15 protein-coding genes are annotated in these 13,829 nt (G+C 37.3%); 6 read left to right on the top strand and 9 right to left on the bottom strand.

Translation table 11 applies throughout. The annotated features are described in order from the left end of the window. Positions 1-3 precede the first annotated feature (3 nt). Entirely contained in the window at positions 4-1,050 is a 1,047-nt protein-coding gene (locus MHB65_RS04650; protein WP_342442639.1) for a SepM family pheromone-processing serine protease, read from the bottom strand. A 118-nt stretch (positions 1,051-1,168) separates the two neighbouring features. Here MHB65_RS04650 and MHB65_RS04645 point away from each other — a divergent pair, with 118 nt between their 5' ends. Next, complete coding sequence (locus MHB65_RS04645; RefSeq protein WP_243456032.1) at positions 1,169-2,068, top strand: hypothetical protein; 900 nt, start codon at positions 1,169-1,171, stop codon at positions 2,066-2,068. A 58-nt stretch (positions 2,069-2,126) separates the two neighbouring features. Here the strand turns inward: MHB65_RS04645 and coaD are convergent, their stop codons facing one another. The 3 genes from coaD to MHB65_RS04630 all read right to left on the bottom strand — a co-directional run bounded on the left by coaD (position 2,127) and on the right by MHB65_RS04630 (position 4,679). Next, positions 2,127-2,618 carry a pantetheine-phosphate adenylyltransferase gene (gene coaD / locus MHB65_RS04640; RefSeq protein WP_004224812.1) on the bottom strand — a complete coding sequence of 164 codons (492 nt, stop codon included), beginning with the start codon at positions 2,616-2,618 and terminating at the stop codon, positions 2,127-2,129. A 1-nt stretch (position 2,619) separates the two neighbouring features. After that, complete coding sequence (gene rsmD, locus MHB65_RS04635) at positions 2,620-3,186, bottom strand: 16S rRNA (guanine(966)-N(2))-methyltransferase RsmD (RefSeq protein ID WP_342442638.1); 567 nt, start codon at positions 3,184-3,186, stop codon at positions 2,620-2,622. Positions 3,187-3,257: 71 nt separating this feature from the next. Continuing rightward, positions 3,258-4,679, bottom strand: a complete 1,422-nt coding sequence (locus tag MHB65_RS04630) for an RNA polymerase II (protein WP_342442637.1) — start codon at positions 4,677-4,679, stop codon at positions 3,258-3,260. Positions 4,680-4,735: 56 nt separating this feature from the next. On the opposite strand from MHB65_RS04630, the gene MHB65_RS04625 reads away from it, so the two are divergent. After that, positions 4,736-5,125 carry a hypothetical protein gene (locus tag MHB65_RS04625; RefSeq protein WP_036077099.1) on the top strand — a complete coding sequence of 130 codons (390 nt, stop codon included), beginning with the start codon at positions 4,736-4,738 and terminating at the stop codon, positions 5,123-5,125. Between the two features lie 2 nt (positions 5,126-5,127). Here MHB65_RS04625 and MHB65_RS04620 read toward each other — a convergent pair whose 3' ends face one another. Further along, positions 5,128-5,400: a YlbG family protein gene (locus MHB65_RS04620; protein ID WP_004224806.1), complete on the bottom strand. Its 273-nt coding sequence runs from the start codon at positions 5,398-5,400 to the stop codon at positions 5,128-5,130. A gap of 404 nt (positions 5,401-5,804) precedes the next feature. On the opposite strand from MHB65_RS04620, the gene MHB65_RS04615 reads away from it, so the two are divergent. Continuing rightward, the gene (locus MHB65_RS04615) at positions 5,805-6,716 is read left to right on the top strand and encodes a glycerophosphodiester phosphodiesterase (RefSeq protein ID WP_342442636.1); all 912 of its coding nucleotides are present in this window, start codon (positions 5,805-5,807) and stop codon (positions 6,714-6,716) included. Positions 6,717-7,111: 395 nt separating this feature from the next. Here the strand turns inward: MHB65_RS04615 and MHB65_RS04610 are convergent, their stop codons facing one another. Next, positions 7,112-8,164, bottom strand: a complete 1,053-nt coding sequence (locus MHB65_RS04610; protein ID WP_342442635.1) for a tartrate dehydrogenase — start codon at positions 8,162-8,164, stop codon at positions 7,112-7,114. A 107-nt stretch (positions 8,165-8,271) separates the two neighbouring features. Beyond that, complete coding sequence (locus MHB65_RS04605; RefSeq protein ID WP_342442634.1) at positions 8,272-8,718, bottom strand: YlbF family regulator; 447 nt, start codon at positions 8,716-8,718, stop codon at positions 8,272-8,274. A gap of 87 nt (positions 8,719-8,805) precedes the next feature. Between MHB65_RS04605 and MHB65_RS04600 the strand changes: the two genes are divergently transcribed. Beyond that, positions 8,806-9,306 carry a PaaI family thioesterase gene (locus MHB65_RS04600; RefSeq protein ID WP_342442633.1) on the top strand — a complete coding sequence of 167 codons (501 nt, stop codon included), beginning with the start codon at positions 8,806-8,808 and terminating at the stop codon, positions 9,304-9,306. Here the strand turns inward: MHB65_RS04600 and MHB65_RS04595 are convergent. Together MHB65_RS04595 and MHB65_RS04590 are read right to left on the bottom strand one after the other, a co-directional pair. Continuing rightward, complete coding sequence (locus MHB65_RS04595) at positions 9,287-10,759, bottom strand: UDP-N-acetylmuramoyl-L-alanyl-D-glutamate--2,6-diaminopimelate ligase (RefSeq protein WP_342442632.1); 1,473 nt, start codon at positions 10,757-10,759, stop codon at positions 9,287-9,289. The two genes, MHB65_RS04600 and MHB65_RS04595, sit on opposite strands and share 20 nt — an antisense overlap. Positions 10,760-10,910: 151 nt before the next feature. Continuing rightward, positions 10,911-12,065, bottom strand: coding sequence for a CAP domain-containing protein (locus MHB65_RS04590; protein ID WP_342442631.1), 1,155 nt, complete (start codon positions 12,063-12,065; stop codon positions 10,911-10,913). A gap of 147 nt (positions 12,066-12,212) precedes the next feature. On the opposite strand from MHB65_RS04590, the gene MHB65_RS04585 reads away from it, so the two are divergent. Continuing rightward, the gene (locus MHB65_RS04585; protein WP_205441762.1) at positions 12,213-12,614 is read left to right on the top strand and encodes a YugN family protein; all 402 of its coding nucleotides are present in this window, start codon (positions 12,213-12,215) and stop codon (positions 12,612-12,614) included. 146 nt (positions 12,615-12,760) lie between these two features. After that, entirely contained in the window at positions 12,761-13,822 is a 1,062-nt protein-coding gene (gene ytvI / locus MHB65_RS04580) for a sporulation integral membrane protein YtvI (RefSeq protein WP_205441760.1), read from the top strand. Positions 13,823-13,829: the final 7 nt, after the last annotated feature.

Genomic DNA, 13,829 nt, shown 5'->3' with positions numbered 1-13,829 from the left:
ATTTTATTTTGGTTGTAGTTGCTCTAAATAATTGATAGCATCGTCAACCGTTTTTACTGGAACGATTTTCATTTTTGTTTTAATCTCTTTTGCCGTTTTAACAGCCGTCGCATAATTCGATTCTAGCTCTGGATACTTCGCTTTCATTTCTTGAGAGATTTCATCGTCTGGTGCAAAAAAGATCTCCATACCGTCACGATCGGCGGCTATAACCTTATAATCTATCCCACCAATTCTGCCAACTGATCCGTCTATTAGCATTTCACCTGTACCAGCAATTGCATAGCCTTTTGTTAAATCTTCATCAAGAAGTTGGTCTAATATCTCAAGTGTAAACATCAGACCAGCAGAAGGTCCTCCAATATCCTCTGTTTTCATCGTCACTTTCGGATTAGTTTCAATCGATTTGCTTTCAGTATAGGAAATACCTAAACCCGCTCTATGTTCTTGCGCATTAGGAATTTCCTGTAATGTAATAGTCTCCTGATGTTGTTCTTCATTGCGTATAAATTGAATGGTTACCTTATCTCCAAGCTGCTTAGGTTTTAATAGATCCACAAGCATTTGTTGGCTAGTTATTTTTTGACCATCAACCTCGACAATTTCATCACCAGCTTTCAAGATACCATCTGAAGCTCCTCCGTCTAATACATTTAATATGAATACACCATTAAAAAGAACCTTTGTCTCTAGCCCCGCTCTTTGGAAGGCTACATATTTCGCATTAAATTGTGAATCAGACATTAACTTTAACTGTCGAATATTATATTCCTCATCATCCTCTAAAGGATTTCGTACTTGTTCAATATCCATTAGCTTTTGATATTTTTGAACTTTCGCCCACAAATACGAGAACGGCGTGGCTTGCTGCATAGCGACTGTCATTAAACTTAAAGACCCCACGCTATCTGCCTCTTTGCTATCAACAGTAACGAATTTGCTGACATCATATGCACTTCCAGGTTTCATAATATACGCGTCTAGTCGGTATAACATCATAAAACAAATCACGACTATTAACACTGCATAAATACTAATTTTTTTCTTCACTTGAAAACACCTCCTAGGACGCTTGCAAAACCATACGTTCATGTTTTTGCCTTTCTCACATATATTGATTTTAGCATTTGCCTATGTGAATGACAAAAAGTTGAAACGAGTTGATAACATGTTTGCTACAATTCAAATAGTGCTCTGCGTAATTCTAATTCTCTTACTCTTGTTATTCCCACAAACCGCTCATAGTGGTACTGATTTAGGCTTAAATCTTTTCATGGAAGCACTGTTTCCGTATTTATTGCCTTATCTTGTGTTAACACAATGGCTTCTGCGTTTAACAGCCCCTATGCGTACCAAAACAAAAAGAGCTTCTTTATACGTACAAGCCTACATTATTAGTGCCCTTGGAGGCTATCCAACTGGCGCAACCACCATTGTTTATTTAAAAAACAGTGGTCAATTACACCCGAAAGAAGCAAATTTTTTGCTAGCTGTTTGTCATGCACCAAGCCCACTTTTTGTATTAGGTTTTGTAAGCCTTGATTTACTACACAGTAATACGTTTGGATGGTTGTTTTTATGTTTACTACATACGTTTAATATTTGTTGCCTAGTAACTGGCTACTTTTTATTTCGTAAAACTGAGCCACCTAATATCTCCGTACACAACACACCACTCTATAGTGCTCCATTTTCAGAAAGCATTAAAGAAACGGCTCCAACCATTCTGCTAGTTGGTACAACCATCATCTTTTTCACAACGATTCAGACCATTGTACAACAAGGCTTAGATCAGCTGATACCCAAGCTTCCCTATACGATTGAGCTTTCCATAGCAGCTGTTCTAGAGGTAACGAACGGTCTTAAAATGACGGTTACAGCATTTCCAGATCTTCCTTATATCCATTTACTCGTTGTGATTTTATTAACGATGCAAAGTATAAGTATTCACTTACAAATTTTTGTTATCGCCAAATCTGCAAAACTTTCTGTAAGACCTTATATAAAATTCCGCCTTCTTAGCATAATCATTGTACCGACTATTTATGCTCTATTTTTTCTGAAATAACAATAGCACTAAAGATCAAAAAGAGGATGTCATCGTTCATTTGACATCCTCTGCATAACTATTGTGTAAAACCATATTTTTCTTTTAAAGCCTTCACGACACAAGTAGGGACTAACTCGTTAACATCACTACCGTATTTCGCAACCTCTTTTACTATACTAGAACTTAGGAATGAATATTGATTTTTCGTCATGATGAAAAAAGTTTCAATCGTTTCATCTAGGAAACGGTTCATAGAGGTAATTTGCATCTCATATTCAAAATCTGAAACTGCGCGTAAGCCACGAACAATTGCCTTCGCCTTTTTTTCCTTGGCATAATCAATCAATAGACCTGAAGAACTCTCTATACGGACATTAGGTAAGGTTTTCGTCACTTCAGCCATCAAAGCCATACGTTCCTCTACAGAAAACAACGGATTCTTTGCTGAATTGTTTAATACTGCTACATATACGATATCAAACACATCCGCCGCACGTTTAATTATATCTAAATGGCCGAATGTGACAGGGTCAAAACTTCCAGGAACTACAGCAATTTTTTCAGACAACTTATTCTCCCTCTTCCTCTGTACAGCGATAAACAGAAATAATTGTTCCGCCATATGTTTCTTGTCTTGTTAAAACAAACTCCCCAAAATTTTGAGGCAACTGTACCTCTTTTGCATGTTCACATAAAATAATACCATCTTGTTGTATTTTACGGTTATCGACCAAAATCTGTACGAGGTCATAATATTCCTGCTGATGGTAAGGTGGATCTAAAAAAACAAGTTTAAACGTAATGTCACGCTTTAATAGCGCTTTCACAGCACGCTTTGCATCTATACGAAAAAGCTCTGTATATTCTTCATAACGGCATTTTTTTATATTTTCTTGTAGTACCTGGAATGCTTTAGGGTCTTTCTCAATAAAAATCGCACGCTCTATCCCTCTGCTTAATGATTCAATACCCAAGCCGCCACTTCCAGCAAACAGATCTAGCGCGAGACCTCCATCAAAAAATGGCCCGATTATATTAAAAATGGATTCCTTTACTTTGTCAGTTGTAGGCCTTGTCGTATTTCCCGCTATTACTTTAAGCGGCATTCCTTTGCGCTCTCCTGCTACAACTCTCATATCAGCATCTCACCGTACTTTCGTCTATATAAAGTATTTTGCAGCGAAAGGTTGGCCCTCCGCTGCAAAAGTTATTGTTGTTCTTGTGTTAATACTTGAATACGCTCATCCTTTTTTTGTAGTTCAACGAGGAATAATCGCTGTAACCAAGCTTCTTCTACATAATAACGATCAGCAATCTTAATGATTGGTTCCGAGATAGATGAATATCTACGCTGGTTGAATACATAGAATCCAGGCTCTTTAGGAAAACGGAATGTACGATGCTCGCTATTTACATAATAGCCATTCTTCCCTTCCTCAGCTGAGTAGCCAAGATAAGGCAATAATGTATCTGCCGTATACAACGCCTGTCCCTCATATAGGATAACATGAACATCTTCCTTCAGCATATCATCCACATATACATCACGTGGATCCTCAAATAAAAGCGGATAGGTTCCATTTGGCTGAGCTGCATTTAATGCAAAATAAGAGGTCTTGGCATCTAATACCTGTGATAAATACTTGTCCAGTGTATCCGGAGAAATTGATTCATCTCCAAGCTTTTTCAATGTTTCCTGCCAAGCTTGTTGTTGACTATCTGTCATAAAATCATTTAATGCTTTGATGATTTTCTTTGTTCTTTCTCCACCAATTGGATCGTTTACTAAATAGGATGCCACAACCTCAGGCAACCATTCTGGAGAATCTACAAAATTATATTGTGATTTGATTTGTGATAAAATTACTTCCTGCTCTACAGCTTGTGCAGTAAGTGTTGGTAAAAATAACAATCTTTCGTCATGAACTGCTACTGGACTTTTTTCTTGAATAATTGCAACATGTTCATCACTTAGAAGCTTTAAATTTTCTAATGACTTTAGAAAATCATTAGGGACTTCTTGCTGTGCATAAATAGATAACACAGGTGTCTGCTGTTGCGCTTTAAGTTCACCAGCTTGCCAATATAAATCTTGAACAGTACCATTTCCTCTAAACATTGTGTAATTGACAAGTACAAGTTGTTGCTGACCTACTAAAGGCAAACCTGTAACCCATTGTCCTTTGACTTTGCTGTCTGTAGAAATCGAAACAATTGAATAAGATGCTTCACCATTTATTAGTGTAGCAAAAACATTTTGAAGGAGCATCTTATTTTTTAAGCCGCCCTCAATTGGAATTATGTATGACACAGATTGTGATTTTGTCTCCCCTTTTGCAAAATAAGAGACTTCATCTGATAAACGATCACAGCTTTTTTCATTTTCAATAAAGCAACTAGCGTTTGTTGCTTTTTCAGGCCATTTAATTTTCACCTTTTGATTTGGTAGGTTTTTAAAATGTTGACGAATATCTAAGCTATTTTCACGATAGACAATTTCTATTTCCTGAGAATAATGAAAATCCCCGATGCCCGTTTCTAAATCAGATGAATAAGCATGATACTGGAAAAATATCGTTCCTGTAATGATTAGTGCTAAAATAGTAAAAAAGCTTAATGCAAATTTCATGTGCTTGACCTCCCGCAGCATGATACTATGAGTATTGGAAAGGATGTGCAATTATTATGCCACAACAATTTATAGAATTAGGAGAAGGCTATGGTGATGTTTACGAGTTGCTCGAAATTATTAAAACCAACCAGGAACGTTTTCATCAAGCCTTTTTACTAACATCTACAAAAGAAGACAAGAAGGTGATTTCTTTAGCTGTCGCCCTTAAACCAGTCGGCGAAAGTAAGTTCATGCCTATTTATATTTGTCGAGAAGGCATCCCATACAATGAAGAACAGCCAACACAGCGACAAAAAATGTTTGAAGCACAAATAGAACAACTCGGTCGAAAAGCAGTAGTTGTAGAAATAAAGCACTCATCTATATTTTCGGAATCAAAACTATTTTATCAATACTTAATTGGTATATTAAGACTAAATAACTATATACCTGCATTAACATAAGTTTATAGACCTACCTTATAGTCATATTCCTTTGCTTTATCTGGTTTTGCATTTTCATATTCAGTTTTTACAAATGGACGATAAGACGCCACAACGTCTTTTACAAATGGAAGGCGTTGTAGTTTTGTTGTCATCATGTCAATGTCCTCACGATCGCAGTAAAGCACTACGTATTTTTGCCTTCTAGAAATATAAAGAACATGACCATATTTCCGAAGTGACTTCGCATGTTTTAATTGATGGACGTAAACAATTAGCCCTTGTCGTTCGTTCATATTGGATTCCCTCATTTCTTACATAAAAGAATACCATAGACCAGAAAATGATAGCAACAGAGTTTAGCTGACAGAACGCTCAATTTTCCGTTATAATGGAAAAGCATACGACGTTGAACATCGTGAAGATGAATCAGTTGCTTTAGATAAATTCAATTGTAGCATCATTACAGGAACAGAAGAATGCTGAAAGATGATCATGCCTCAAAAGAACCCTTACAACACATTTGAACCTCCATAATGATTGTTTTTCAATAGGATGGCAAGAATCGGCATAAAAAAAATCATCATTCACTTATACTAGTAACTAATTTTAATAGTAGGCCCTGTACTTACTACTATTGATTAAACAATGAATTCACTATTACTTTTTTATATGAGGATAATTGTTAAGGAGGACGAATATGGGTAAGAAAACAAAAATTGCGCTTGCAATTGCAGCAGCAAGTGCAGCAGCTTGGGCAGGTAGTAAAGCTATTTCAAAACCACAGCAACGCGAAGGTAAGCAAGCATTACAATTCGAACGCCCCGTAATTCTTGCACATCGTGGCGGAGCTCTTTTAGCACCTGAACATACAATGGTTGCATTCGAAAAAGCAGCACAGCTTGGTGTTGACGGCTTTGAAATCGACATTCGCCTAACGAAAGATGAGGAAATTATTGTTTTCCATGACGACACAGTTGAACGTACAACGGATGGCTATGGACTCATTGCAGATATGACATTGGCAGAAATCAATGCCTTAAATCATGGCTACCAATTTGAAGATTTGGATGGAAACTTCCCATATCGAGAGGACAAATTAAATGTCGTAACATTACGAGAGTTGCTGGAAACCTATCCAAACATGTTAATCAACATTGATATCAAAGATGCTCCAGACACTTATGAAGGAAGTCTAATGCCTTCTAAACTTTGGCGCTTAATTGAAGAACTTCAAGCTGAACATCGTGTCGTTGTGACAAGCTTTTATGGTGAGCAAATAGATCGCTTTAATTTATATGCTCAAAATCAAGTAGCACTTGGTGCAGGTGAATCAGATGTGAGAAAAGCATTTGCTTCCTTCTCAAGTCAGTTTGGACATTTATATCATCCTAAAGTGGATGTTTTCCAAATCCCTCCGAAGTCAGGGGTTATTGCATTAGATTCTCCAAAATTTATTCAGTTTTTAAATAACCTCAATATTCCTGTCCACTATTGGACAATCAATGATATAGATACGATGAAAAAATTACTCAATAATGGGGCAAAGGGCATTATTACAGACCGTCCTGATATTGCTGTTGAGTTATTACAAGTTCAAGAGTCTAAATAAGATGCGTACAAAAAAGGGAAGGACACTCGTTAAGTGTGCCTTCCCTTTCTTAGTGTTGAAAAACAAAACAGGCAATTGAAAGGTAGAAATGGATTTCCGTTGCAGGCTACTTGCTTTCCTGTGGGCGAGCGCCGAATCGCTTCCTCCGCTACCGCTCCGTTTAGAGTTTTGCCTGTCTCGCGATCCCACGGGAGTCAAGTAGCCTTCCACTTCAACCCACTGACTTTTTAGCAAAGGTTTTCAAATGTTCACGACTCTTTATGTAGAGGTGTTGTCACGCATCACTTCTCCACATTGAAAATAAGAGCTTATCCCCTCTAAGAATACAGATAATAGGCGATTTGATTATGAAAAAAGTAAAGACATTTTGCAGAATGGTCCCATTTCAATAAACATTATGTTAAATAATCTATGATTGCATCAGTTACTTCTTGTAGTGTGGCAGTTCCACCCAAATCAGGCGTTTTTATACCCTGCGCTAATGTTTGCTCAATAGCATCTAATATACTTGTTCCCACATCTTGATAACCAAGGAAATCAAGCATCATCTTCCCTGTCCAAATTTGCCCTATGGGATTGGCAATTCCTTGACCAGCTATATCTGGTGCAGAACCATGGACTGGCTCAAACATCGATGGATAATGCCCTTCAATGTTTAAATTTGCAGCAGGTGCAATACCGATGCTTCCCATAATGGCACCGCCTAGATCTGTTAAAATATCCCCAAATAAATTGGATGCTACGATAACATCAAAGTTTTCTGGCTTCATCACTAAAAATGCCGCTAGTGCATCAATATGATTAGATGTTTGACCTACCTCTTCATATTCTTTTCCTACTTGAGCAAACACTTCATCCCAAAAAGGCATGCTATATGTAATCCCATTTGATTTTGTAGCACTTGTTACATGTCCACGACGTGTTTTGGCTAGTTCAAATGCATAGCGCATCGCCCGTTCTGTACCCTTTCTTGTAAAAACGGCATTTTGGATTGCCACCTCATCTTGACCACTATGTATTCTTCCTCCGCTTTCAGCATACTCCCCTTCAGAATTTTCCCTTACAACAATAAAGTCAAAGCCATTTGGTTGTCGTAAAGGTGATGGTAACCCTTGTAATAGCTTCGCAGGTCGTACATTAATAGCTTGCTGTAGCTCGCGTCGAATTTTAATGAGAAGGCCCCATAATGATACATGATCTGGAACCAAGTCAGGCATTCCCACTGCCCCTAAAAAAATTTGATCAAACTGTTTTAACAGCTCAATGCCATTATCAGGCATCATTTTACCTGTCTCTAAATAGTAGTCACAGCCCCAGGGAAAAGTTGTCCATTCAAATTGAAAGCGACCATCTAATAACGCTGCTTGATCAAGAACTTTTATTGCAGCTGGTACAACCTCTTTTCCTATTCCATCCCCTGGAATCACAGCAATTCGATATGTTTTCATTTATGCTTCCTCCTTCAATTCAATTATAAAAAAGACTGTAAACTAACTCAGTTGTTGCCTTCGAGTTGTCTACAGTCTAGAAGAGATATGTTATATACACATCCTATTTATGCTGAGCAAGAGCATGAACCGCCCGAGCCGCATCCACCTCCGCAAGATGAACCAGATGCAAAGAATGGATTACTTACAGGAACTTTTACCGCTTCAGAGACTGTTTTTCCTATTAATAGGCTAATCTCATCAAGTAAATCCTGAAAATCGTTTTCAGCAATTTTCAAGGCTGAAACTTTTTCATTTAAGTCGAGGGCCCTTTTCTGTTGGCGAATCGACTTCATAATTGTATGGTAGTCCGGATGATATTTTCCGAAACGTTGTACATCTTCGTACTGCTCTTTCATGCGATTAAATGCATATATAGCTTCAACAATTTGTGCATCACCATATACCGCTTCATACGCTTGTTGTAGCGCCATCGCAGGTTCTGAGGAAAGAATCATCTCACAAAGCGCTTCCGCCTCATCCAAAATGATTACCCAGTCAGAGGTCATCATCATTTTTAATTCCCCCAATCTCTTTCCCATCATAACAGATTTTATGGTAATTTTACATTATTGATAATTTTAATGAAAGAGGTTTTCCAAATGATGACAACATCTAAAGGTCAAATTGAACAGTTAGTTGCCGAGATTTTACAAGACAGTACCAAGGAAGATGAAGATGTTTTATTACATCTTTTAAATGGACTACGGGAGAAACAGCAAGGCATTCACCGTCGTTATATTAATGCTACTTTACATATGGTAGGAAAGTTTGAGCCTGAGGTCAGCGAGGTACGTATCCCTATTACACCTGTTATTCACAATACGATAAAGGTGCCACATGGGGGTATTATTGCAACGATTGCTGATGCCGCTATGGGAGGGCTTGCTTCACGCTCTGTGCCTGAGGGATATAATGTAGTTACTACGAATATGAATATATCGTATATCGCTACCACAACGAATAAAGAATTGATTGCACGTGGTCGTTTTGTTCATAAGGGCCGCCAAACACTTGTCATGGAATGTGATATCGAAGATGAGACTGGTCGCAAGCTTGCCATTGCTACAGGATCTTTCTTTGTTATTCAGCGTCGTCCATAATTAGACTTGCAAAATAGTCTTTAATACATTGTTGATCGGAAAAAGGGAACTTTTGGTTTTTTATTTGCTGAGTTTGTTCATGCCCTTTTCCGGCAACAAGAACAATGTCGCCCTTTTCTGCCTTTGCTAACGCTTGATGGATAGCAAGCTTCCGATCTAAGTATATTTCATAATATTGTTGCTCTGTAAAACCAGCAATAATACTTTCATTAATTACAATTGGATCTTCATCACGTGGATTGTCTGTTGTTAAATAAATAACATCAGCGTATTTACTTGCTACTGCTCCCATAGCAAAACGTTTCGCCTTATCACGATTTCCACCACAACTGAAGACAAGGTAAATTGTTTTGGAACGATCAAAGGTTTGTAATACCGCTTGTAAAGCTTCTGCTGTATGGGCATAATCTACATATACATCAATCCCTAATGGATTTTCAATCTTCTCTAGCCTGCCCTCTGGTAGCCTTAATGTCCACAGATGTCCAACTATATCTTCCATAGGGACACCTGAGCGCCATACGGCCATTAAGGCAGCCACAGCATTTTGTACATGATATTTTCCGACAAAAGGAATTTCCACAATATGCTCACTCGCTGTAGTCTGTAGACAAAGGACGGTTTTTCCAACTGATTCACTGACGATTTGGATATGTAAATCATTGTGATTATCAAAACCAAATGAGCAAGATTTTTTCTTATCATAGATGCCTACAGAACGGCAAAAGTTATCATCTCCATTTAATACTAGCTTTTTTGATAAATCCGCTAATCGTTTCTTAGCACGTTTATAAGCTTCTAACCCACCATGATCTTCTAAATGATCTTCTGATAAATTTAAAAATACACCACAATCAATGTCACAATGATCGAGTCTATGCTGCTGCAACCCCATTGAAGAAGCTTCTAGCACAACATGTGTAACTCCTTTTCGCACACATTGCTTTAGAATGGGGTGTAATTCTTTAGCTTGCAATGTTGTTAATTGCTCATAAGCCGTTTGTTGTTTTTCGCCATTGATGAAAAAGCCAACCGTTCCGATAACTGCTGCTTGTTTATGTAGAGCATTTAGAAGCTGACTGACAAAATGGCTCACTGTAGTCTTTCCATTTGTACCTGTAATGGCAATAATAGTTAAAGCTTCTGCTGGAAAAGCAGCAAGCTTTGCACTTGCATACGATAAAAATAATGCTGTATTAGGAACCCATACAAAAGGAATTTCTTTATCGATAATTGGCAAAGAGATGCTTTCTTCTGAAACGATAGCAGCAGCTCCTCTTGCCAATGCTTCTTTGACAAACCGACTTCCCGATGTTTTTTTACCTTTTCGTACAATAAAGATATCACCAGGTTGTACTGCCTGTGCATAGTCCTCTACACCAGTAATTTCTGTCCGTATAGATCCCCCCGTCACGCTACATGGCCAGTCTTTTAATAGCTCTGCTAATTGCAAACCTCATTCCCCCTCTCAGTTCTCTATCATATGACGGCGTTTGTAACGGTGTGACGAAAAATGTAGAAGCCTAAGAGCTGGAGAAACTGCACATAAAAAATGAAGACAAGCCCGATTGTCGAAAGCTTGTCTTCATATGAATATTCTTCTGTTATGGTGAGGTTTGATCTGATTTCTCTGTAGAATCTTCACTATCTTGTTCTTCATTTTTCCGTTCTTCGTTATCTTGCTCTTCACTATCCAATTCTTGTGAAGTGGGCTCAAGATAAATTTGCGTATAATAATCTACAAATGCACCAGAACCAACGCGGGTGTATTTATCATTCAAAAGTACTTTTCTGTGTTCAGGAGAATTTGTCCAGCCATGCATAGCTTCAATCGCATCAAAATAGGCAGTGGCCAGGTTTTCATTCGCTTCACTATAATCGATATTTTGCGCTTGTAATCGTTTTTTTAGATCGCCATAGGTCGGAGATTCATGTGCTAAAAAATTTTGTACCTTCATATCTTCACTATGCATTCTTGCCGCTTCCTCCAATGATTCATCCATTTCTAAAGGAAGTAAATCATGATGGACTCTTGTAACATTTAACAAATCATCTAGCTGTTTAGCGTTGGCCACATCAATTTCTTGCTGTAAAAATGAGGAAGGTGGGGTACGTCTAACAAGCTCTCCTTGATAACTCATTTCATATGGCTGATGAAGGACAAGTGTTTCACTGTCTGTATAGCGTATCCCCTGTAACTCACTTGTCTCCCTATCTATATAAAGCTGTGCGTAAAGACCATCAAATTGGACAAGCAGCCTTGTTTGCATATCTTCTTCACTCATCGAGAAAATGAAAATATTTTCGCCTACTGTGGCAGCCACCTCATAGTCAATGATTGTCATTCTATATATTTCATCACGTTTTTGCCCCACTTTAAAAGGAAATGCATCAATTTCTTGTCCTGCTATGTAAATTTGTGTCACAATATTATTATTAATACCAATCATAAAAAAAGTTGAAACATCTTCATTGTAGACCCACCATTGATAACCAAATGAGGATGGCTCTTTTCTTGCCGGCTCCCCATATTTTTCTAAAACAGTTTGTGTGCCTTTTCCTATCAATGTAGATATACCCGTTTGTGGACGTGTCATTGCTCCTATTGCAGGTTGCTGCTTTAGCTGGGTTTGAGGAATAATATTAGAATTGGTATTTGGCCCTTCTAATGGCTCGTTTTCCTTCGGGGTATTAAAAAACATAAAGCCAATTAACGCGATTGCACCACCAACCATTAAAATGCGGAATAAAGCTTTCATACAGCACTCCTTTTCATCACCATTATTGTAAGTTATTATATCAATTGTAATTGGGTTGACACAATGTTGTCATTGCAACAATGTCGAATATGCTCTATTATAAAAATGAGCGTATACTTTGTACGAGAACCTAAAGGAGGACTATACATGTATTTTGAAAATACTAACCTTGAAAATTTAACAGCTGATCAAGAGCTAATTGTCAGCATTATGAAAAAACATGGTTTAGAATGTGATGGCGGCTGGGATTACGAGCGTATGACATTCGATAAACGATTCGATACTCGTGAAGGTCGTTATTACCTACGCGTATTCGCATATGCTATTTCTGGTGATGTTGGTGCACACGATGCCATCCTTACATTAATGAAACCAGTCCTTGGTAAATACTATTATCCACACGGTGTTGAATATGGCGATGACGAAGTTTATCCAGCACACCTTGTAAAAAAATGTGAAGAAATCTTAAAAAAGGTTAAATTAGAATTAGATCAATTCTCTATCGAACCTACAAATAAAAATAACTTTGAACCTGTTAACGCACGCTAATCTTTCGTACATTAAAGTGACTGCAAGTATAGTGTAAATAGCTTCATTGTTGTGAAAAGACTGGTGGTCCAGTCTTTTTTATTTTGAGTAAAAAATTTTTTTCTTCTCATACTACCTATATCTATTAAATGATGTAGGTGAGAAAAATGTTGTCATTTTTTAATCGTCCTTTTTTTCGTCATCCCATTATTGTTATCGCAATGGGTATACTTATTCTTTGGTCCATCTCCATATCGTTACCAATTTTACTTGCCTACTTAACCGCCTTACTTTTAGAACCGATTATTGTTCGAATGAGCAAACGGTTTCGAAAAAAACGGAAAATCGTTGTCTTTTTCTTTTTTCTATTTTTTCTAAGTATATCTTTATTATTATGTTCACTTCTCCTCTATATAAGCTGGAAACAATTTTCTTCCTTTATCATTGATATACCTGATTATCTTAATCAATTATCTGCTCTATGGATTCAAATGCAATCGAAGCTCAGCAATTACACCTATCATTTACCCGTAGAGCTCGTTTCACAAATTCAATCCATGATTGCAAAAGCTTTAGCTTCCATCGAAAAATTTTCCCTATCCTTAACAAACGTCAATGTTTGGTCAACATTACTAACATATATTCCCACACGTCTATTTGATATTTTTGTTTATTGGATTGTGTTGTACATGTTACTTTTAGAATTACCAACAATTAATCGTAAATTATTAACGCCCGTTCCTTTTCATTACCATCAAAAAATTATCTTTATTGGTCAACGTGTTAAGCTAGCCTTATTTGGATTTCTAAAAGCTCAATTCCTTGTAGGGATAGGTATCTTTGCTTTATCATTCGCTGCATTTTATTTTTTAAAAACACCTTTTCCTATACTGCTAGCAATACTACTGGTTGTTTTAGACTTTATCCCTTTTCTTGATTCATTTATTTTATTAGTCCCATGGGCGATCTATCAAGTCTTTGCAGGCGATTATTTATATGCAGTTGTCTTAATCTTATTAACCATTGGCCAATTTCTAGTCCGACGAATGATTGAACCAAAAATTATTGGCGATAAAATTGGTCTTTCTTCCTTGAATACCTTTATTGCCATGTTTATTGGTTTTAAAATCTTTGGATTTCTTGGAATATTAATTGGTCCATTACTTGTTGTCGTAGTGCTCTCACTATTCCAACCAACTATAAAAAATCTCCCTCCTGTACAAAAATAAGGAGGGA

It is taken from the genome of Lysinibacillus sp. FSL K6-0075 (assembly GCF_038592945.1).
Classification (GTDB): domain Bacteria; phylum Bacillota; class Bacilli; order Bacillales_A; family Planococcaceae; genus Lysinibacillus; species Lysinibacillus fusiformis_F.
Note: the sequence above shows the minus strand (reverse complement) of the source record. Positions and strands in the feature narration are given on the sequence as shown.